Raw genomic sequence first — 20,283 nt, forward strand, 5'->3', positions numbered from 1 at the left:
CAGGTCAAACGGGTGACAGGGGCAAATCGCCCCCCATGATGTGGTCGTTCCCCACCCCTCCCACAAGGAGCACGACCATGTCGGAGACAGCCGAGCCCAACGTCGGCACGTTCACCCTCGGCGCCGCGATCACCGTCGAACCCCCCACCCCGGTCGAGGTCCCGGACCACGAGGACTGGACCCTGCCGAACGGCTTCGCCTGGGTCTTCCGGGGCGAGGGCAACACCACCCCCGGCAGCCTCGTCCGCCCCGTGATCATGGCCGACGGTTTCAACCTCGGCCGCAGCGAGCTCGACAAGCTGTACCAGGGCCTGGAGAGCGGCTTCCCGTTCATCAGCGAGCTGCGCGGGCGCGGCAGGGACGTGATCCTGCTCGGGTTCGAGGAGCGCAGCGCGTCGATCCTGGACAACGCGGAAGCCGCCGTGGCCGCCGTCATGCGGGCCAACGCCGAGAAACAGGGCGATGCCCCGTTGGTCGTCGGCGGGTTCAGCATGGGCGGCATCGTCACCCGGTACGCGCTGGCCAAGCTGGAGACGCAGCGGATGCACCACCAGACCGCGCTGTACTTCTCGTACGACAGCCCGCACCGCGGCGCCTCCATCCCCGTCGGCGTGCAGGCGTTCTCGTACTTCATCCCGTTCGCGAACGACTTCGCCAAGCAGATGGACAGCCCGGCGGCCCGTCAGATGCTCTGGCGGCACTACGACAAGGACACCGGGAAGATCGGGGTGGCCAAGGAGCGCACCGAGTTCCTGGCCGCGCTCGACCGGATGGGCGGCTGGCCGCGGATCCCGCGTCTGCTCGGCATCGCCAACGGCCGCGGCGACGGGATCGGCCTGCCGGATGTCACGCCCGGCGAGATGGCGCTGCGGATCGACGGGATCTACCCGGGCACCACCTTCTACACCCAGGCCCAGGGCGACGACGTGACGGTCGCCTACCTGAACCGTCGGTTCCCCGCGGCCGAGAAGACCATCACCACCGACGGCTTCCCGGAGCTGGACGGTGCGCCCGGCGGCACCCTGCACACCTACAAGATCCTCGCCGACGCGATGCGGAAGCTCGGCGGCACGGTGGATCTGCGGCACGAGGAGGTGTGCTTCGTGCCGTCGGTGAGCGCGGTCGCCGTCCGCGACATCGAGGCACAGGCCGACCTGTACGCGAAGGTCGACGAACTGGACCCGGAGGACAGCGAGTTGGACGACTACGTCCTTTCGTCGACGACCACGCCGCACACCGGGATCACCGAGGAACTGTGCACCTGGCTGCTGGACCGCCTGCCGCACTGACCCGCCGCGTCACGCCCTGGCATCACCGGGGCCGCCCACCGCTCGCACCTGGCGGAGGGCGGCCCCTTCGCCGCTCTCGGGGGCCGGCCGTACCAGGCAGACGGCGCGGGTGCCTCAGGGGCGGGCGGCAGGGGGTCGGAGACGAACCACCCGCGCTGCGGAACGGCGTACACCGTCATGGCGGCGGACAGGGGGCGCCGAGACGGGAGGACCTGTGGGCGCCCGGCACGCCCGGCGGCCGTCGCACGGTTCCCGCGGCCGGGCGCCGTCCCCGGACGGCCGCTTCTGGTACCGAAAAATCGCACCACTACTGGTACCGTTTTCTCGTACCGCCAGGAGAAGAGGAGTCTGCCATGTCGATAAGTGCCAGCGAGGCGAGGAAGACCCTGTTCCCCCTGATCGAGCAGGTCAACAACGACCACACCGTCGTGGAGATCACCTCCAGGTCGGGCGACGCGGTGCTGATGTCCGCCGATGACTACCGGTCATGGCAGGAGACCGTGTACCTCCTGCGGTCCCCCGCCAACGCGGCGCGGCTGATGAGGGCCGTCGCAGCCTACAAAGCCGGGGAAACCGTCGAGAAGACCGTCGACGAGCTGTACGGCGCCACGGAGGGTGAGGGGTGAGGGACATCCGCTTCACTCCCGACGGATGGGACGACTTCGCGTATTGGGCGACGACCGATCCGAAGATGTGCCGCCGTCTGGCGAAGGTGATCGACGACTGCCGACGCGATCCCTTCGCGGGGATCGGGAAGCCGGAGCCCCTGAGGGGCGAGCTGTCCGGGTTCTGGTCCCGCCGGATCGACGACGAGCACCGTCTGGTGTACGCGGTGGAGGACAAGGCCGTCGTCGTCATCAAGGCCCGGTACCACTACGGCTGACCGCTCGCCGCAGCGACACGAGCGGTCTTCGGGTCCTGGTCGCCGTCCCGGACCCGGTGGCCGTATGGTCCGGGACGGCGACCCGTCCGGTGACGGAGGCTACCGGTTCACGTGCGCCAGGAACCGCTGCGCCGTCTCCGCCAGGACCTCGCGGCCGTCCCGGGCCCACAGGCCGTCGTTGAACAGTTCGACCTCGATCGCGCCCGTGTACCCGGCCGTCTCCACGTGGCCCTGCCACTCGCGCATGTCGATCGCGCCGTCGCCGATCTGGCCGCGGCCGGTCAGCACGCCCTCGGGCAACGGCGTGGTCCAGTCGGCGAGTTGGAAGCTGTGGATGCGGCCGCCCGCGCCCGCCCGGGCGATCTGGGCGGGGGCCCGGTCGTCCCACCAGACGTGGTACGTGTCGACCGTGACGCCGACCTGATGGGCCGGGAAGCGCTCGGCCAGGTCGAGGGCCTGGGCGAGCGTCGAGACCACGCAACGGTCGGCCGCGTACATCGGGTGCAGGGGCTCGATGGCCAGTTTCACGCCCTGCCGCTCGGCGTACGGGCCCAGTTCGGCGAGGGCGTCCGCGATGCGTTCGCGGGCGCCGTGCAGGTCCTTGGAGCCGGCGGGCAGGCCGCCGGAGACCAGGACCAGCACCTCGGTGCCGAGTGCGGCCGCCTCGTCGACCGCGCGGCGGTTGTCGGCCAGGGCCGCCGCCCGCTCGTCCGGGTCGATCGCGGTGAGGAAGCCGCCCCGGCACAGGGTCGTCACCGTCAGGCCCGCGTCGCCGACCAGCTTCGCCGTCGCCTCCACGCCGTACGTCTGCACCGGCTCGCGCCACAGGCCGACGTTGACCACGCCCAGGTCCCGGCAGGCGTCGGCCAGTTCGGGCAGGGACAGTTGCTTCACCGTCATCTGGTTGATGGAGAAGCGGCTCAGATCCGGTTTGCTCACTGGGTCACTCCGTACAGGGCGAGCAGGGTCTTCATCCGCTCCTCGGCGAGCTTGGGGTCGGGGAACAGGCCAAGGCCGTCGGCGAGTTCGTAGGCGCGGGCGAAGTGCGGGAGGGAGCGGGCCGACTGCAGGCCGCCGACCATCGTGAAGTGCGACTGGTGGCCGGCCAGCCAGGCCAGGAAGACCACGCCCGTCTTGTAGAAGCGGGTGGGGGTCTGGAAGAGGTGGCGGGAGAGCTCGACCGTGGGGTCGAGCAGCTCCCGGAAGCCGGCCACGTTGCCCGTGTCGAGGACGCGGACCGCCTCCGCCGCCAGCGGGCCCAGCGGGTCGAAGATGCCGAGCAGGGCGTGGCTGAAACCGTGCTCGTCGCCCGCGATCAGCTCGGGGTAGTTGAAGTCGTCGCCGGTGTAGCAGCGCACGCCCTGCGGCAGCCTGCGCCGGATGTCGATCTCGCGGCGGGCGTCCAGCAGCGAGACCTTGATGCCCTCCACCTTGTCGGGGTGGGCGGCGATGACGTCGAGGAAGGTGCCGGTGGCCGTGTCCAGGTCGCCCGAGCCCCAGTAGCCCTCCAGCGCCGGGTCGAACATCGGGCCCAGCCAGTGCAGGATCACCGGCTCGGCGGCCTGGCGCAGCAGGTGGCCGTAGACCTCGAGGTAGTCCTCGGGGCCCGAGGCCGCGGCCGCGAGGGCGCGGGAGGCCATCAGGATGGCCTGGGCGCCCGATTCCTCGACGAGGGCGAGCTGCTCCTCGTAGGCCGCGCGGACCTCGGCGAGCGTGCCGCCGGCGGTGAGCTGGTCGGTGCCGACGCCGCAGGCGATGCGGCCGCCGACCGCCTTGGCCTCGGCGGCGGAGCGGCGGATCAGCTCGGCCGCGCCCGCCCAGTCCAGGCCCATGCCGCGCTGGGCGGTGTCCATCGCCTCGGCGACGCCGAGTCCGTGGGACCACAGGTGACGGCGGAAGGCGAGGGTGGCGTCCCAGTCGACGGCGGCGGGCGAGTCGGGCGATCCGTCCGCGAAGGGGTCGGCGACGACGTGGGCGGCCGAGTAGACCGTCCGGGAGGCGAGGGGCGCGCCGGTGGCCGGGGCGAAGGGTTCGCTGCGGGGCTCGTAGGTCCGCAGGCCGCCGCCGGCGGCGGGCAGTCGCAGGGTCACAGCGTGACCTCCGGGACGTCGAGACGGCGGCCCTCGGCGGAGGACTTCAGGCCCAGTTCGGCGAGCTGGACGCCACGGGCGCCGGCCAGCAGGTCCCAGTGGTAGGGGGCGTCGGCGTAGACGTGCTTGAGGAAGAGCTCCCACTGGGCCTTGAAGCCGTTGTCGAATTCGCCGTTGTCGGGGACCTCCTGCCACTGGTCGCGGAAGACCTCGGTGGCGGGGATGTCCGGGTTCCAGACCGGCTTGGGGGTGGCGGAGCGGTGCTGGACGCGGCAGTTGCGCAGCCCGGCGACGGCCGAGCCCTCGGTGCCGTCGACCTGGAACTCGACGAGTTCGTCGCGGTTGACGCGCACGGCCCAGGAGGAGTTGATCTGGGCGATGGCGCCGCCGTCGAGTTCGAAGACGCCGTAGGCGGCGTCGTCGGCGGTGGCGTCGTAGGGCTTGTCCTGCTCGTCCCAGCGCTGGGGGATGTGGGTGGCGGTGAGGGCCTGGACGGACTTCACCCGGCCGAACAGCTCGTGCAGGACGTACTCCCAGTGCGGGAACATGTCGACGACGATGCCGCCGCCGTCCTCGGCACGGTAGTTCCAGGACGGGCGCTGGGCGGCCTGCCAGTCGCCCTCGAAGACCCAGTAGCCGAACTCGCCGCGGATGGAGAGGATCCGGCCGAAGAAGCCGCCGTCGATGAGGCGCTTGAGCTTCAGCAGGCCCGGCAGGAAGAGCTTGTCCTGGACGACGCCGTGCTTGACGCCGGCGGCGGTGGCCAGGCGGGCCAGTTCCAGGGCGCCTTCGAGGCCGGTGGCGGTGGGCTTCTCGGTGTAGATGTGCTTTCCGGCGGCGACCGCCTTCCTGATCGCCTCCTCGCGGGCGGAGGTGACCTGGGCGTCGAAGTAGATCTCGACGGTCGGGTCGGCGAGGACCGCGTCGAGGTCGGTGGAGACGTTCTGCGGGTCCAGGCCGTGCTGCTCGGCGAGCGCCTTCAGGGCGTGCTCGCGGCGGCCGACGAGGACCGGTTCCGGCCACAGCACGGTGCCGTCGCCGAGGTCGAGTCCGCCCTGTTCGCGCAGGGCCAGGATGGAGCGGACGAGGTGCTGGCGGTAACCCATGCGCCCGGTCACCCCGTTCATGGCGATCCGCACCGTCTTGCGTGTCACGTCGATCCCTTCGTAGGCGTCGTGCGCAGCGTGGCTGCGCCTTTCGTACGCGTTGTGCGCGCCGCGTACGCCTCTTCCTGATCAGCGTGACAGCAAGCGCTTTCTATACAGGAAGAAGCTAGCCTCTGACCCGTGGTCCGGACAAGACCGTGTCCATCCCGAGTTGTTCGAGGGGGCGAACAACGGGGCTTCTGGGCCGTAAGGTCGGCTCGACACGCCCGGAACCGCGCCTGCCCAGGCTGCTGTCCACCAGGGCGTACGACGACGTACGACGAGATGTGTGACCGGAGGACGACGAGATGACGGTGACCCTGGCGGACGTGGCGGCCCGCGCGCAGGTCTCGCCCGCAACGGTGTCGCGCGTGCTGAACGGGAACTACCCCGTAGCCGCTACCACCAGGGAGCGGGTGCTGCGGGCGGTCGACGAGCTGGACTACGTGCTGAACGGGCCGGCGAGCGCGCTGGCCGCGGCCACGTCCGACCTGGTCGGCATTCTGGTGAACGACATCGCCGACCCCTTCTTCGGGATCATGGCGAGCGCGATCCAGTCGGAGATCGGGGGACCGGGCGGCCGGGCCGGCGGCGAGCGGCTCGCGGTGGTCTGCAACACCGGCGGCTCGCCGGAGCGCGAGCTGACCTATCTGACGCTGCTGCAACGGCAGCGGGCGGCGGCCGTGGTGCTCACCGGCGGGGCCGTGGAGGACGAACCGCACGCCTCGGCGGTGGCGTCGAAGCTGCGCCGGCTCGGCGAGGCCGGCACACGCGTGGTGCTGTGCGGCCGGCCGCCCGCACCGGAGACCTCGGCCATAGCCCTGACCTTCGACAACCGCGGAGGCGGACGCGAGCTCACCGAACACCTCATCGGGCTGGGCCACCGGCGCCTCGGCTACATCGCGGGGCCCGAGGAGCGCACGACCACCCGGCACCGGCTGGAGGGCCACCGGGCGGCGCTGGCCGCAGCCGGCATCGAGGAGGACCCGCGCTGGACCGTGCACGGCCGCTACGACCGGCGGGCCGGCTACGAGGCGACCCTGGAGCTGCTGCGCCGCGACCCCTCCCTGACGGCGGTCGTCGCCGCCAACGACTCCGTCGCGCTCGGGGCCTGCGCGGCGCTGCGCGAGTCGGGGCTGCGGATCCCGGAGGACGTGTCGGTGGCGGGTTTCGACGACCTTCCGTTCAGCATCGACGTGGTGCCCTCGCTCACCACGGTGCGGCTGCCGCTGGCGGAGGCCGGGGCGCGGGCGGGACGCATCGCCATGGGCCGCGAGGAGCCGCCGCCCGGCGGGATCGCCACGATCCGCGGCGAGTTGATGGTGCGCGGGTCGTCGGGAGTGCCGCGCGGATGAGGCTGCCGGCCGCCCACCGGGACGCCCGGCTGCTGGAGGTCGTCCGCATCGCCGATCCCGGCGACCCGTTCGCCGCGGGCGGCGTGCGGGGCGAGGTCGTCGAGGTCCGGGCCGAGGACGAGGTCCGGCAGACCCTGGCCCTGGTCGGCGGCCTGCCGGACGGCGAGCGGAGCCGCTGCTTCCTGCCGGGCTGGGCCGTCCGCCTCTACGACGAGGCCGACCCCGAGCCGCTCTTCGAGATCGCGTTCTGCTTCCGGTGCGACGGCGCCCGCCTCCTGGGCCGGGAGGTGCCGGCAGAGCTGGGATTCCAGGACTTCGACGGGCAGAGCCCGGCCGGTCAGGAGCTGCTGCGGTGGTTCCGCGCCTGCGAGCGTGACTGAGACCGCAGGCCGCCGAGGCCCCCGGTCGGACGGCCCCCGGTCGGACGGCCGGCGGCCGGCGGCCGCCCACGAACGGGTACGTCGCACCGAAGCGTGGGCGGCCATCGTCCCCGCCCGGGAGTCCCGGCGGCCGTTCGATCGGTGCACACCGGTACACACAGGTGCAAAACGCGCCGCCTGCACTGGACCCGTGTGCCGCGCCCGGGTGAGAGTGGGGAGCATGAAGTTCGCCTTTTCCACTCTCGGTGTCCCCGGTCTGCCCGTTTCCGATGTGCTGCGGCTCGCGGTCGCGCACGGCTATCACGGCGTGGAGTTGCGCGCCCATCCCGAGGAGCCGGTCCACCCGGGACTGAGCCCGGACGAACGGACCGCCGTCGCCGCCGAGTTCAAGGCGGCGGGCGTCGAGATCCTCGGGGTCGCGGGGTACGCGCGGGTCGCCGCGCCCGGCGACGACGAGCCCGTGCTCGACGAGATCCGCGGCCTCGTCGGCCTCGCCCGCGATCTCGGCGCACCCTTCGTCCGTGTCTTCCCGGGCGGATCCGAGGACCAGCCCGACGCGGACGCCGTGGCCGCCCGACGGCTCGGGGTCGCCGCCGAGCACGCCGCCGACTTCGGCGTGCGCATCCTGCTGGAGACCCACGACTCGCACCGCACCGGCGCGGACGTCATCCGGATCATCGGCCCCGTCGGGCACCGTCAGGTCGGCGCGCTCTGGGACGTCATGCACACCTGGCTGGGCGGCGAGCAGCCGCAGGACACGTACGCCGCGCTCTCCCCGTCCCTGGGCTATGTGCAGGTCAAGGACATCGTCTCGGCCGAGGACACCACCCCGCTGGCGCTGGGCGACGGAGTGCTGCCGCTCGCGGAGTGCGTCGAGGTCCTGACCCGCAACGGCTGGGACGGCTGGCTGTGCTGGGAGTACGAGAAGCGCTGGTACGAGGCCGCCGAGCCGCTGGAGGGCCTCCTCGACGGCGGCCGCGCCCACCTGGGCCGCCTGCTCAACGACTCGGCCTGAGCAGTCCGGGACGACCGCGCCGCCGGGGCGTGTGCCGGGCGGCCCGGTCCCGGCGCGCGCCGCGGCCTCCCGCACGGGACAGCGGCCCGCGGCGGGCGGTCGTCGTCCGGCCGTAGTTGCGCCGGGCGCCGTCCTGCGCCGCGGGGGCGGACGTCAGGCCGTGCGGGGGAGGCGGCGGGCCACCCGGTCCGTCAGCCGCCGCTCGCACCCGGGCCATTCCTGCGCCGTGACGGAGAAGATCGCGGAGTCGCGCAGCCGGTCGTCCTCGCCCGGCGCCCAGGAGCGGGACCAGTTGCGCAGCACGCCCTCGAAGCGGGCGCCGACGCTTTCGATCGCCGCACGGGAACGGCTGTTGCGGGCGTCCGTCTTCAGGTCCACCCGGGAGACGCCCCACTGCGCGAAGGCATGCCGGAAGAGGAGGAGCTTGGCCTCGGCGTTGACGCCCGTGCCCTGGGCGGAGCCGGCGAGCCAGGTGAAGCCGACCTCGACGGCGTCGAGCCGGTCGTCGGACCGCCAGGACCGGGGCTCCCAGTAGGAGGTCGCGCCGACCGCCCGGCCGGTGGCGAGGGAGATCTGCGCGTAGGGCGCGAGCCGGCCCGTCGCCGCACGGGCGAGCTGGGCGTCGAGGTAGTCGTCGATCTCGTGGGCCCTGGGCACCCAGGTGAAGGCGTACGTCCCCCGGTCCTCCTCGGCCGCCACCGCCAGCTCGGCCGCGTGCCGGCGCTCCAGCGGCTCCAGGCGCACCAGCGCCCCCTCCAGAACCGGCCCCCGCAGTGTGAAGCTCACTCCGACGTCGTCCTCTCGCACCCTGCTCAGACGTGCAGCTCCGCGAACGCCTCGTGGAAGCCGGGGAAAGTCTTGCGGACGCAGCCGGGGTCGTCGAACGAGATTCCGGGGACGCGCAGGCCCGTCACCGCGAAGGACATGACGATGCGGTGGTCGCCGAAGGTCTTGACGTCGGCGCCGACGGGGGCGGCGCCGGGCACGATCTCGATCCAGTCCGGGCCGGTGGCCACCCGCACCCCCATCCGCCGGAGGTTCTCCGCGCAGGCCTCCAGCCGGTCGCACTCCTTCACCCGGGTGTTCGCCACGTCCTCGATGCGCACGGGTCCGGAGGCGAAGGGGGCGATCGCGGCGAGCGTCGGCATGGTGTCCGAGATGTCTCGCATGTTGACCGTGAGGCCGTGGAGTTCGCCGGTGCCGGCCACCGTCGTGCGGTCGGCCCCCACGTCCACCCGGGCGCCCATCCGGCGCAGGACGTCCACGAAGCCCAGGTCCCCCTGGAGCGCGCCCGCGCCGAGGCCCGGCACGGTCACCTCGCCGCCCGTGACCGCGGCCGCCGCGAAGAAGTAGCTCGCGGTCGACGCGTCGGGCTCGATCGCGTACGTGGTCGCCCGGTAGCCGCCCGGCGCGACGACGTAGGTGTCCCCCTCGCGGCCCACCTCCGCCCCGAAGGCCCGCATCATGGCGATCGTGATGTCCACGTACGGCGCGGACACCAGATCCGTGACGGTGACGCGCAGACCGGTGCGGGTGAGCGGGCCGAGCAGCAGCAGCGCGGTCAGGTACTGGGAGGACTGGCCGGCGTCCAGCACGACCTCTCCGCCCTCGACGCCCGCCGCCCGCACGGTGAGCGGGTGGTGGCCCTCCGCCTCCTCGTGCCGCAGGTCCACGCCCAGGTCGCGCAGGGCGCGGGTGAGCGGGAGGAGGGGGCGGCGGCGCATCTGGGGCGAGGCGTCGAAGCGGTAGACCCCGTGGCCGGCGGCGGCGAGGGCCGGCAGGAAGCGCGCCGTGGTCGCGCCGTCCCGGCAGTACACGTCGGCCTCGGCGAGCGCCGGTCCCTGCGGGCGGCCGTCGATCTGCCAGGCGTCCGGTGTCCGTCCGACGCGGTAGCCGAGCCGGGTCAGGCCCTCGGCGAACCCCTCGGTGTCGTCCGAGCGGAGGGGGCGCTGGAGGGTGGTGACTCCGTCGGCGGCCGCGGCCAGGAACAGGGCGCGGGCGGTGAGGGACTTGGATCCAGGGATGTCGACGAGGGCCATGCCCCTCATGATCCCGCGCCGGTCCGCCCCGCCGCCGGTACGTCCACGGGATGGACGAGTGCCGGGACCGTTCCGTCCGGATGAACGGCCGCCTCCGCGGTGGGCCGCGCGGGTCGGCGGCCGGTCTTCCTCGCGGGCGCCAGGGAGGTCAGCGCCACCCCGCCCACCAGCAGGGCGGCGGCGCACCAGCGCGGCCCGCTCACCGACTCGCCGAGGAAGACGGCGGCCGACGTCATGCCGAAGACGGGGACCAGGAGGGAGAAGGGGGCGACGGTGGACGCCGGGTGACGGTGCAGGAGCCAGCCCCACGCGCCGAACCCGAAGACGGTCGTCACCCAGGCGACGTAGACGAGCGTGCCCGCGCCCTGCCAGTCCAGGTCACGCAGGGCCGCCAGGTCCCGGGACGGGCCCTCGGTCAGCAGGGAGAGGCCGAACAGCGGCAGGACCGGGACCGTGCTCACCCACACCATGAAGTTCAGCGCGTCCGGCGGGGACGCCTTGCGGGTGAGCACGTTCGACGCGCCCCAGCAGGCTGCCGCCGCGATGACCAGGGCGAACGCGCCGAGCGGGCCCGAGGCGCCCTCGTCCGCGGCCGCCACGCCGATGCCGGCGAGGGCCACGGCCATGCCCAGCAGACGGATCCGGGTCGGGCGTTCGCCGAGGACCGCGAAGGCGATGGCGGCGGTGAACACCGACTGTATCTGCAGGACCAGCGAGGACAGGCCGGCCGGCATGCCCGCGTCCATGCCGACGAACAGCAGCCCGAACTTCGCGACGCCCAGCACGAGTCCCACCGCCAGGATCCACTTCCAGGCCACCTTGGGGCGGCCCACCAGGAACACCGCGGGCAGCGCCGCCACCAGGAAGCGCAGGGCGGAGAAGAGCAGCGGCGGGAAGTGGCCGAGGCCGATCTCGATGACGGTGAAGTTGACGCCCCAGACGGCGGCGACGAGGACGGCGAGGGCGAGGTGAGCGGGTCGCATGCGTCGAGGATCGCCCGCCCCGACCATGAAGCACCAGCGATGATTGCTGCATGGTTGGATGAAGCAACGCTGATCTGTCACCGAGTTCCAGGAGCCCGCCGTGCTCGATCTCCAGCGCCTGCGCGCCCTGCACGCCGTCTCGGTGCACGGGACGGTCGGCGCCGCGGCCGCCGCCCTCGGCTACACCCCGTCGGCGGTCTCCCAGCAGCTCGCCAAGCTGGAGCGGGAGACCAGGACCGTGCTGCTCGAGCGGGAGGGGCGCGGTGTCCGGCTCACCGACGAGGCACTGCAACTCGTCGCCGCGGCCAAGGAGTTGCTGGCGATCGTGGAGCGCACCGAGACCGAGCTGGAGGAGCGGCGCGGGGTGCCGGCCGGGCGGCTGACCATCGCCGCGTTCGCGTCGGCGGCGCGCGGGCTGCTGCCCGGCGTCCTCGCCGACCTGGCCCGCAGGCATCCCGCCCTGGACGCCCGGCTCACCGAGGTCGACCCGCATCTGTCGGTGGACCTGGTCGCGAAGGGGGCCGTGGACCTCGCCGTCGCGCACGACTGGGACATCGCGCCGCTGCCCGCGCCGGCCGGTGTCGAGCAGGCGGTGATCGGGGACGACGCGTGCGACCTGCTGGTCCCCGAGGGGCATCCCTTCGCCGGGCGGACGGGGGTGCGGCGCGAGGAACTGGGCGGCGAGCGATGGATCTGCCAGCCGCCGGGCCGGGTCTGTCACGACTGGCTGGTGCGTACGCTGCGGGCGGCGGGGCACGAGCCCGACCTCGTCCACACGGCCGAGGAGAACCCGACCCTGGTCGCTCTGGTCGCGGCCGGGCTGGGGGTGGCCCTCATCCCGCGACTGGGGCGGGGCCCGCTGCCGCCGGGCGCGGTGGAGGTGCCGCTCGACCCGACGCCGGTGCGGCGGCTGTACGCGCTGTGGCGGACGGGGGCGGCACGGCGACCGGCGATCGCGGAGACGGTGCGGGTGCTGCGCGAACGGTGGCCGCAGGTGTCGGCCCACCGGCCGTGAACGCCGGGGGGCGTCACAGGGGTTCCGTTCCGTCACGTCCGCATCGGCTTGCGGGAGTCCCGGGTGAGCGGGAACCCTGCTCGAGCCCCGTGCGTCCCGTCCGCGCGCCGCCGGAGGACCGTCCACGGTGCGGTGTCGGCGCTCGCCGGCGGCGACCGCCGACCCGCCCTCTCCGCCGCACCGCGGCCGGCAGCCGAGCCGTCGTCGGCGCGCCCCCTCCAATGCGCCGATGTCGGCGCCCCCGCAGGTAGCGTGCGCCACCGGCCCCCCACCGCAAGGAGCGCACATGCCCTCCAGACGCACCGTTCTCGCCGCCACCGCCGGCGTCACCGCCGCCCTCGCCGCGGGCGGCACGGCCCGCGCGGACGACCGCTCGCCCGAAGCCCTCCTGTCCCGTATGACCCTGCGGGACAAGGTCGGCCAGGTCTTCGTCTCCCGGGTCCACGGCCACTCGGCGACCGCGCCCGACCCGGCCGACGCCGACGCCAACCTCACCGACTTCGGCGTGCGCACGGCCGCCGAGCTGCTCGCGCGCTACCGGCTCGGCGGGATCATCTACTTCACGTGGGCGAACAACACCCGTGCCCCGGGCCAGATCGCGGAGCTGTCCGACGGACTCCAGCGGGCGTCCCTCGCGCAGCCGCGCGGTCTGCCGGTGCTGATCTCCACCGACCAGGAGCACGGCGTCGTCTGCCGGGTGGGCCGACCGGCCGCCCTCTTCCCGGGCGCGATGGCGATCGGCGCGGGCGGCGACCGGGCCGACGCCCGCACCCTCGGGCTGCTCTCGGGCCGCGAGCTGCGGGCCATGGGCATCCGGCAGGACTACTCCCCCGTCGCCGACGTCAACGTCGACCCGGCCAACCCGGTGATCGGCGTCCGCTCCTTCGGCGCCGACCCGGAGGCGGTGGCCGGCCTGGTCGCGGCCGAGATCGAGGGATACCGGGCGGCCGGGGTGGCGGCGACCGGCAAACACTTCCCCGGGCACGGCGACACCGCCGTCGACAGCCACACCGGCTTCCCCGTCATCACCCACACCCGCGAGGAGTGGGAGGCGCTGGACGCGCCGCCCTTCCGTGCGGCGATCGCGGCCGGCGTCGACGCCCTGATGACCGCGCACATCGTCGTCCCCTCCCTCGACGCCTCCGGCGACCCCGCCACCCTGTCCCGGCCGGTCGTCACCGGACTCCTGCGCGAGCGGCTCGGCTTCGACGGGGTCGTCATCACCGACGCCCTCGACATGGCGGGCGTGCGCACCCGGTACGGCGACGACCGGGTGCCGGTGCTCGCGCTGCGGGCGGGCGTCGACCAGCTCCTCAACCCGCCGAAGCTGGACGTGGCCTGGAACGCCGTCCTGAAGGCCGTGCAGGACGGCGAGCTCACCGAGGCGCGGCTCGATCAGTCGGTGCTGCGGATCCTGCGGCTGAAGGCGCGGCTGGGCCTGTTCGACGATCCCTACGTGCGCGTGGGCGACGTCGGGCGGACGGTGGGCGTCCCGGCGCATCTGGCGGCGGCAGACCGGCTCGCCGAGCGCACCACGACGCTGCTCGTCAACGAGGGGCCGGTGCTCCCGCTTTCCGTCCGGACCCACCCCCGGGTCCTGGTGCTGGGCGCCGATCCGGCCTCCCCGTCCGGCACGACGGGCCCGCCCACCGAGGTCCTCGCCGCCGAGCTCACCGCACTCGGCTTCACGGCGACGGCCCTGTCGACCGGCACGGACCCCTCGCCCGAGGCGATCACCCGGGCGGTGGCCGCCGCGGCCGGGGCGGACGCCGTGGTGGTCACGACCTATGACGTCACGGCGGACAGCTCGCAGCGCACCCTGGTGCGGGAGCTGGCCGCGACCGGACGGCCGGTGGTGGCGGCGGCCGTCCGCAACCCCTACGACGTGGCCCGGCTCCCGTTCGTGAAGGCCTGCCTGGCGACCTACTGCTGGACGGACGTCGAACTGCGGGCGGCCGCCCGGGTGATCGCCGGGGCGGTCTCCCCGCGCGGCAGACTGCCGGTGCCCGTGCAGCGGCCGGACGACCCCGCGCAGGTGCTGTATCCGATCGGACACGGGCTGACGTACTGAGTCGCGCGTCCAGTGCGACGGGAAGGGCCGTGAACGCCCGGGCTCGGCGCCCGGCGTCCACGGCCCTGTCCGTCGGGTGCGTCGCGCCGCGCTACGGGCGCAGCGCGGGCTCCCGCTCCACGTCACGCACGTCCAGCTTCGCGTCGAACTTCGCGAGCGGCCTGGCCTGGGACACCGTCGGCGCCGGGACGCCCGCCCAGTCCAGGATGCGGGCGGTGGCCAGCGCCTTCTGGTCCGCGACCAGACCGGCCACGTTCGCGCCGTGGTTCAGGCCGGGAGCGGTGAAGACGTAGCTGTCCTGCGCGCCCTTGCCCGGCCGGAACCGCTCGGCGCCCCACGGGTCGTTCTGGCCGTAGACGAAGAGCATGTGCCGGGCGTTGTGCCGCACCCACGAGTCGACGTCGCGCATCGCCCACGGCTGGAACTTCATCGGGATGTCGCGGGGGACGAAGTTGCGCGGCGGCTGGTAGCCGTAGCGGACGTACTTCTTCTCGATGTGCGGGAAGTGGATGGTGGGCGCGCCGAGTTGGGTGCCCGCCTGGTAGTAGTACGGGGTGTACGTCGCCAGGCCCTGGTCGGCGTAGGCGGAGAAGCCGGAGATGGTGTCGACCGAGTTCCAGATCTCGTCGTCCGTGGCCGTGGCCGCGTCCGCCGGGACCGACCCGCAGTCGGACAGCAGGCTGTACTGCCAGAAGCCCCAGACGTAGTCCAGGACGACCGCCTCGTAGGCGCGGTCCAGGCTGCCGATGGTGGTGAAGGTGTAGCCGTTCTCCGCCGCGTACGCCGCGTACTTCTTCTCCAGCGGCGCCCGGCGCACCAGCGCCTCGCGCTGGACGGCGTTCAGCCGGTCGCGGCACTCCTTGGTGCCGACGGAGGCGAAGAAGCGGTCGTAGGCCGAGTCCTCGTCGTTGACGACGTCGTTCGGGGCCACGTAGGCCACCACGCCGTCCATGTCCCTGGGGTAGAAGCGCTCGTAGTAGGTGGCCGTCATGCCGCCCTTGGAGCCGCCGGTGGAGATCCACTTCTTGCCGTAGATCTTCTTCAGCGCCGTGAAGATGCGGTGCTGGTCGCTCGCGGCCTGCCAGATGTCCAGCTTGGACCAGTCCGCCGGGGACGGGCGGGACGGGGTGAAGAAGCGGTACTCCATGGAGACCTGGTTGCCGTCCACGATCTGGGTGGGCTCACGGCGGCCCGGCGTGGTGGAGACGTTGTAGCCGCCGGTGTAGAAGACCGTGGGGCGGCTGACGTCCTTGTGCAGCACCGTGATCCGCTGCTGGAACGTGCCCTTCCCGGGGTGTCTGTGGTCCACCGGCTGGGTGTACTCGAGGACGAAGTAGCGGTAGCCGGGGTACGGCTTCTCCTCGACCAGGCTCATGCCCGGTACGGCGAGGAGCCGGTCCTTGATGTCGACGGCCTCCGGTTCCGCGGCGGTGGCCGCTCCCGCCGTGCTCAGCGTGCCTATGAGCACCATGAGCGCGAGCAGCCATCTGAGCGCCTTGCGCATGCGCGTGCACCCTCCCTGTGAGACAGATGTGCGTCGCCGGAAGGTATCGGAGCAACACCCGTCACACCAGGGGGGCTTGGCACTTCACGCGGAGGGTCAGCACTGGAACCAGACGGAACGGTACGAGCCGCCGGTCACCGCTCCCGTCACCCGCACGTAGCGGTGGCCCGCGTACACCCGCGCCGGCGGGGAACTGCGGGTGTCCCGCCGGGACTTCGACACGGCGCGAAGGCCGCGCGCCTGCAGGCTCACCGAGATCAGCCGCCTGGCGCCCGGGTGGTTCTGGACGGTGACGGCGCAGACGTAGCCGCCGTCGCGGAAGACCTGCACGGAGCCGGTGGAGAAGGGCAGGGTGCGCACCTTGCGGCCCGCGCAGCCGGTGGCGGAGGCGGCCTGGGCGCTGCCCGGCGCGACGACGGCGAGCAGGCCGGAGACGATGAGCAGAGCCAGCCCCACCGCCAGCCGCCTGCCTGCCGGGCCCCTCGCGTCCTTCGGCCTCGAAGCGCCTGTGCCCACGGTCCCCGCCCTTCCCACGTTCCCCGTACGCGATGGCGTTTCGCGTCAACCGTACGGATGTACGGACGCCAGACACATGTCCGATGGTTGCGCGAGCCACGACAGCGACCCCGGAAACGGGCATCGGGGCGACCGGCCGGGCGGCGACCGGCGACCGCCACCGCGGAACAGCTCCCGGCCGCCTGCCCCGCCCCTCCCCCTGCCGCGCTCAGACCGCCGCGGGCGCGTCCTCGCCCACGAAGGTGCGCCACAGGCGGGCGTAGCGCCCCTCGAGGGCCAGCAGCTCCTCGTGCGTGCCGTCCTCCACCACCTGGCCGTGATCCATCACCACGACGCGGTCCGCTCGGGCGGCGGTGGTCAGGCGGTGGGCGACCACGAGGGTGGTGCGGCGGCCTGCCAGACGGTCCGTGGCCTGGTTGACCAGGGCCTCCGTCGCGAGGTCGAGGGCGGCCGTCGCCTCGTCGAGGAGCAGCACGTCCGGGTCGACGAGCTCGGCGCGGGCCAGTGCGATCAGCTGGCGCTGGCCCGCGGAGAGGTTGCGGCCGCGTTCGGCGACGGCGTGGAGATAGCCGCCGTCGAGGGTGGCGATCATCTCGTGCGCGCCGACCGCCCGGGCCGCCGCCTCCACCTCGGCGTCGGTGGCCTCGGGCCGGCCGTAGGCGATGGCGTCGCGGACCGTGCCGGGGAAGAGGTACGCCTCCTGCGGGACGACGCCCAGCCGGTGACGGTACGAGGTGAGGTCGAGGGCGCGCAGGTCCGTGCCGTCGACCGTGACCCGGCCGGCGGTGGGGTCGTAGAAGCGGGCCACCAGCTTGACGACGGTCGACTTGCCCGCGCCGGTCTCGCCGACGAAGGCGACGGTCTGACCGGCCGGAATGCTCAACTCGATGCCGCTCAGGGCCTCTTCGGGTCCGTCGGCGGCACCGTACGCGAAGTGCACGCCCTCGAAGGCGATGTCGCCGCGCAGGGAGTGGACCTCCAGCGGCGCGTCGGCGGACGCGGTGGACGTCGGCTCCCGCAGCAGCTCCTGGATGCGGCCCAGGGAGACGGTCGCCTGCTGGTAGCCGTCGAAGACCTGGGAGAGCTGCTGGACGGGGGCGAAGAACAGGTCGATGTAGAGGAGGTAGGCGACCAGGGCGCCGGTGGTCAGCGTCGCCGCGTCGACCCGGCCCGCGCCCGCGATGAGGACCGCCGCGGCCGCGACCGAGGACAGCAGCTGCACGAACGGGAAGTAGATCGAGATCAGCCACTGGCCCCGGATACGCGCCTGGCGGTAGCTGTCGGAGCGCTCCGCGAACCGCGCCCCGCCGTCCCGCTCGCGCCGGAACGCCTGCACGATCCTGAGCCCGGACACCGACTCCTGGAGGTCGGCGTTGACCGTCGACACGCGCTCGCGGGCGAGTTCGTAGGCCTTGACGCTCGCCTTGCGGAAGAAGTAGGTGGCGACCGCCAGCGGCGGGAGCGTGGCGAACACGACCAGCGCCAGCTGCACGTCGATCACCAGCAGCGCGATCATGATGCCGAAGAAGGTGACGACCGAGACGAAGGCGGTGACCAGGCCGGTCTGCAGGAACGTGGACAGGGCGTCGACGTCCGTCGTCATCCGCGTCATGATCCGGCCGGTCAGCTCCCGCTCGTAGTAGTCGAGCCCGAGACGCTGGAGCTGGGCGAAGATCTTCAGGCGGAGGGTGTAGAGGACCCGTTCGCCGGTGCGGCCGGTCATCCGGATCTCGCCGGTCTGCGCGATCCACTGCACGAGCACCGCGAGCAGGGCGAGCAGGGAGGCGGTCCAGACGGCGCCCAGCGCCATCCGGGTCACGCCCTGGTCGATGCCGTGCCGGATCATCACGGGCAGCAGCAGGCTCGTCCCGGCGTCGACGGCGACCAGCGCGAGGCTGACGAGGAGGGGCGCGCGGAAGCCGCGCAGCAGCCGGCGCAGGCCGTACGACTCCTCCGGCTGGACCGCCCGTCCCTCGTCGACGTCCGGCGTGTCGACGGCCGGGGGCAGCGCCTCGACCTGGGCGAGGAGGTCGGGGGTGGCCGGCGTCCCGGACAGGGCCGTGTCCTTCGGCTCGCGGTCGCCCGTCCACAGCCGGGGGGTCACACCGCGCTCGGCGTCGAACTCGGCGTCCAGCTCGTCGCGGACGGTCGTGTCCTCGCCCCGCGCGACCTGCTGGGCGTGGCCGGGCGAGACGCCGCCCAGCTCGTCGGGGTCGGTGAGCAGGCGGCGGTAGAGCGCGGAGCGTTCCTGCAGCTCTTCATGGGTGCCGAGGTCGGCGAGCCGGCCGCGGTCGAGGACGGCGATGCGGTCGGCGAGGTTGAGGGTGGACCGGCGGTGGGCGATCAGCAGGGTCGTACGGCCCTGCATGACCTGCTTGAGGGCCTCGTGGATCTCGTGCTCGACGGCGGCGTCCACGGCGGAGGTCGCGTCGTCCAGGACGAGCAGGCGCGGGTCGGTGAGGATCGCGCGGGCGAGCGCGACGCGCTGGCGCTGGCCGCCGGAGAGGGTGAGGCCGTGCTCGCCGACCGTGGTGTCGTAGCCGTCGGGCAGCTCGGCGATGAACCGGTCGGCCTGGGCGGCGCGGGCCGCGGCCTCGATCTGCTCCTGGGTCGCGTCGGGACGGCCGTAGGCGATGTTGGCGCGGACCGTGTCGGAGAACAGGAAGGAGTCCTCGGGGACCAGGCCGATCGCGGCCCGCAGCGAGTCGAGGGTGAGCTCGCGCACGTCGTGCCCGCCGATGAGGACGGCGCCCCTGGTGACGTCGTAGAAGCGGGGCAGCAGGAGCGAGACCGTGGACTTCCCGGAGCCGGACGAGCCGACGACCGCCAGGGTCTCGCCGGGGCGGATCCCGAAGGTGAGGCCGTCGAGGACGGGCTGGTCGGGGTCGTAGCCGAACGCGACGTCGTCGAACTCGACGGTGGCGGGGGCGTCGGCGGGGAGTTCCTTGGAGCCGTCCTTCATCGACGGCTCGGTGTCGATCAGTTCCAGGACGCGCTCGGTTCCCGCGCGGGCCTGCTGGCCGACCGTGAGGACCATGGCGAGCATCCGGACCGGGCCGACGAGCTGGGCGAGGTAGGTGGAGAAGGCGACGAAGGTGCCGAGGGTGATGTGGCCGCGCACGGCCAGCCAGCCGCCGAGGGCCAGCATGGCGACCTGGCCGAGGGCGGGGACGGCCTGGAGGGCCGGGGTGTAGGCGCTGTTCAGCCGGATGGTGCGCAGCCGCCCCGCGAAGAGCCGCCGGCCCACCTCGCGCAGCTTGCCGGTCTCCTGGTCCTCCTGCCCGAAGCCCTTCACCACGCGGACGCCGCTGACGGCGCCGTCGACCACGCCCGCGACCGCCGCCGCCTGGGCCTGCGCGTACCAGGTGGCGGGGTGGAGCTTGGTGCGGCTGCGCCTCGCGATGTACGCGAGGGCGGGTGCCACGGCCAGGGCGACCAGGGTCAGCGGCAGCGACAGCCACGCCATGATCACCAGGGAGATCACGAAGAGGAGCAGGTTCCCGATCGTCATCGGGAGCATGAAGAGCAGGCCCTGGATGAGCTGCAGGTCGCTGGTGGCGCGGCCGACCACCTGGCCGGTGGACAGCTCGTCCTGCCGGCGGCCGTCGAGCCGGGTGATCGTGTCGAACATCTCGGTCCGCAGATCGTGCTGCACGTCGAGGGCGAGCCGTCCGCCGTAGTAGCGGCGCACGTAGGTGAGGGCGTAGACCAGCACTGCGGCGGCTATCAGGGCTCCGGCCCAGGGGGCCATGTCACGGGTGTGGTCGCCGATGACGTCGTCGATGATCACCTTGGTGACCAGCGGGACCAGCGCCATGACGGCCATGCCGCCGAGGGAGGACCCGAGGGCGAGGACCACGTCCGTGGGATGGCGCCAGGCGTATCGGGCCAGTCTGCGCGCCCAGCTCCGTCGCCGCTCCCCCTGCTGCGCTGCCACGCCGGTGCCTTCCTGTCGTCCTGCTCTGCCGGAAGGCACCAACGCCGAAGCAAGCGGATTT

General features: G+C 73.1%; 17 protein-coding genes. 8 read left to right on the forward strand and 9 right to left on the reverse strand.

Annotated features, from left to right (window positions below; all coding sequences use genetic code 11):
• Nucleotides 1–77: 77 nt before the first annotated feature.
• From BG482_RS23435 to BG482_RS23445, 3 genes are all read left to right on the forward strand, one after another.
• A complete protein-coding gene (locus BG482_RS23435) occupies nt 78–1,289 on the forward strand; it encodes a triacylglycerol lipase (protein ID WP_069771071.1) in 1,212 nt (403 codons plus the stop codon).
• Nucleotides 1,290–1,642: 353 nt separating this feature from the next.
• Entirely contained in the window at nt 1,643–1,915 is a 273-nt protein-coding gene (locus tag BG482_RS23440; RefSeq protein ID WP_069771072.1) for a type II toxin-antitoxin system Phd/YefM family antitoxin, read from the forward strand.
• On the forward strand, nt 1,912–2,172 hold the full coding sequence (locus tag BG482_RS23445; RefSeq protein ID WP_069771073.1) for a Txe/YoeB family addiction module toxin: 261 nt from the start codon (nt 1,912–1,914) through the stop codon (nt 2,170–2,172). Before BG482_RS23440 ends, BG482_RS23445 begins: the two co-directional genes overlap by 4 nt.
• 99 nt (nt 2,173–2,271) lie before the next feature.
• Here the strand turns inward: BG482_RS23445 and BG482_RS23450 are convergent, their stop codons facing one another.
• The 3 genes from BG482_RS23450 to BG482_RS23460 are packed head-to-tail and all read right to left on the reverse strand — an operon-like array spanning nt 2,272 to nt 5,416.
• Complete coding sequence (locus tag BG482_RS23450; protein ID WP_069771098.1) at nt 2,272–3,072, reverse strand: sugar phosphate isomerase/epimerase family protein; 801 nt, start codon at nt 3,070–3,072, stop codon at nt 2,272–2,274.
• A 35-nt stretch (nt 3,073–3,107) separates the two neighbouring features.
• A complete protein-coding gene (locus BG482_RS23455; protein WP_069771074.1) occupies nt 3,108–4,262 on the reverse strand; it encodes a dihydrodipicolinate synthase family protein in 1,155 nt (384 codons plus the stop codon).
• Complete coding sequence (locus BG482_RS23460) at nt 4,259–5,416, reverse strand: Gfo/Idh/MocA family protein (RefSeq protein ID WP_069771075.1); 1,158 nt, start codon at nt 5,414–5,416, stop codon at nt 4,259–4,261. The genes BG482_RS23455 and BG482_RS23460 overlap by 4 nt, the downstream gene beginning before the upstream one ends.
• Nucleotides 5,417–5,715: 299 nt before the next feature.
• Here BG482_RS23460 and BG482_RS23465 point away from each other — a divergent pair, with 299 nt between their 5' ends.
• The 3 genes from BG482_RS23465 to BG482_RS23475 all read left to right on the forward strand — a co-directional run bounded on the left by BG482_RS23465 (nt 5,716) and on the right by BG482_RS23475 (nt 8,157).
• On the forward strand, nt 5,716–6,762 hold the full coding sequence (locus BG482_RS23465) for a LacI family DNA-binding transcriptional regulator (protein ID WP_069771076.1): 1,047 nt from the start codon (nt 5,716–5,718) through the stop codon (nt 6,760–6,762).
• Nucleotides 6,759–7,142 (forward strand): hypothetical protein, encoded by a 384-nt coding sequence (locus tag BG482_RS23470; RefSeq protein WP_069771077.1) that lies wholly within the window; start codon nt 6,759–6,761, stop codon nt 7,140–7,142. The genes BG482_RS23465 and BG482_RS23470 overlap by 4 nt, the downstream gene beginning before the upstream one ends.
• A gap of 220 nt (nt 7,143–7,362) precedes the next feature.
• A complete protein-coding gene (locus tag BG482_RS23475; protein WP_069771078.1) occupies nt 7,363–8,157 on the forward strand; it encodes a sugar phosphate isomerase/epimerase in 795 nt (264 codons plus the stop codon).
• A 153-nt stretch (nt 8,158–8,310) separates the two neighbouring features.
• Here the strand turns inward: BG482_RS23475 and BG482_RS23480 are convergent, their stop codons facing one another.
• From BG482_RS23480 to BG482_RS23490, 3 genes are read right to left on the reverse strand one after another with little or no spacing between them, the layout of a single operon-like run.
• Nucleotides 8,311–8,943, reverse strand: a complete 633-nt coding sequence (locus BG482_RS23480; protein ID WP_069771079.1) for a GNAT family N-acetyltransferase — start codon at nt 8,941–8,943, stop codon at nt 8,311–8,313.
• A 26-nt stretch (nt 8,944–8,969) separates the two neighbouring features.
• Nucleotides 8,970–10,196 (reverse strand): 3-phosphoshikimate 1-carboxyvinyltransferase, encoded by a 1,227-nt coding sequence (aroA, locus tag BG482_RS23485; RefSeq protein WP_069771080.1) that lies wholly within the window; start codon nt 10,194–10,196, stop codon nt 8,970–8,972.
• Between the two features lie 5 nt (nt 10,197–10,201).
• Nucleotides 10,202–11,179: an EamA family transporter gene (locus BG482_RS23490; protein WP_079142061.1), complete on the reverse strand. Its 978-nt coding sequence runs from the start codon at nt 11,177–11,179 to the stop codon at nt 10,202–10,204.
• Nucleotides 11,180–11,279: 100 nt separating this feature from the next.
• Between BG482_RS23490 and BG482_RS23495 the strand changes: the two genes are divergently transcribed.
• The gene (locus BG482_RS23495; protein ID WP_069771081.1) at nt 11,280–12,194 is read left to right on the forward strand and encodes a LysR family transcriptional regulator; all 915 of its coding nucleotides are present in this window, start codon (nt 11,280–11,282) and stop codon (nt 12,192–12,194) included.
• Nucleotides 12,195–12,480: 286 nt separating this feature from the next.
• Nucleotides 12,481–14,265 carry a glycoside hydrolase family 3 protein gene (locus tag BG482_RS23500; RefSeq protein ID WP_069771082.1) on the forward strand — a complete coding sequence of 595 codons (1,785 nt, stop codon included), beginning with the start codon at nt 12,481–12,483 and terminating at the stop codon, nt 14,263–14,265.
• A gap of 91 nt (nt 14,266–14,356) precedes the next feature.
• Here the strand turns inward: BG482_RS23500 and BG482_RS23505 are convergent, their stop codons facing one another.
• From BG482_RS23505 to BG482_RS23515, 3 genes are all read right to left on the reverse strand, one after another.
• Entirely contained in the window at nt 14,357–15,769 is a 1,413-nt protein-coding gene (locus tag BG482_RS23505; protein ID WP_069771083.1) for a S28 family serine protease, read from the reverse strand.
• Nucleotides 15,770–15,865: 96 nt separating this feature from the next.
• Nucleotides 15,866–16,231, reverse strand: coding sequence for a hypothetical protein (locus BG482_RS23510; protein WP_069771099.1), 366 nt, complete (start codon nt 16,229–16,231; stop codon nt 15,866–15,868).
• A 262-nt stretch (nt 16,232–16,493) separates the two neighbouring features.
• A complete protein-coding gene (locus BG482_RS23515) occupies nt 16,494–20,222 on the reverse strand; it encodes an ABC transporter ATP-binding protein (protein ID WP_069771084.1) in 3,729 nt (1,242 codons plus the stop codon).
• Between the last annotated feature and the right edge of the window lie 61 nt (nt 20,223–20,283).

It is taken from the genome of Streptomyces sp. LUP30, from assembly GCF_001746365.1.
GTDB lineage: Bacteria > Actinomycetota > Actinomycetes > Streptomycetales > Streptomycetaceae > Streptomyces.

Excerpts from the sequence above, each read along its gene's own strand:
- BG482_RS23435 (WP_069771071.1), top strand. The coding sequence starts at position 78 with ATGTCGGAGACAGCCGAGCCCAACGTCGGCACGTTCACCCTCGGCGCC.
- BG482_RS23440 (WP_069771072.1), top strand. The coding sequence starts at position 1,643 with ATGTCGATAAGTGCCAGCGAGGCGAGGAAGACCCTGTTCCCCCTGATC.
- BG482_RS23450 (WP_069771098.1), bottom strand. The coding sequence starts at position 3,072 with ATGACGGTGAAGCAACTGTCCCTGCCCGAACTGGCCGACGCCTGCCGG.
- BG482_RS23465 (WP_069771076.1), top strand. The coding sequence starts at position 5,716 with ATGACGGTGACCCTGGCGGACGTGGCGGCCCGCGCGCAGGTCTCGCCC.
- BG482_RS23470 (WP_069771077.1), top strand. The coding sequence starts at position 6,759 with ATGAGGCTGCCGGCCGCCCACCGGGACGCCCGGCTGCTGGAGGTCGTC.
- BG482_RS23475 (WP_069771078.1), top strand. The coding sequence starts at position 7,363 with ATGAAGTTCGCCTTTTCCACTCTCGGTGTCCCCGGTCTGCCCGTTTCC.
- aroA (WP_069771080.1), bottom strand. The coding sequence starts at position 10,196 with ATGGCCCTCGTCGACATCCCTGGATCCAAGTCCCTCACCGCCCGCGCC.
- BG482_RS23490 (WP_079142061.1), bottom strand. The coding sequence starts at position 11,179 with ATGCGACCCGCTCACCTCGCCCTCGCCGTCCTCGTCGCCGCCGTCTGG.
- BG482_RS23500 (WP_069771082.1), top strand. The coding sequence starts at position 12,481 with ATGCCCTCCAGACGCACCGTTCTCGCCGCCACCGCCGGCGTCACCGCC.
- BG482_RS23505 (WP_069771083.1), bottom strand. The coding sequence starts at position 15,769 with ATGCGCAAGGCGCTCAGATGGCTGCTCGCGCTCATGGTGCTCATAGGC.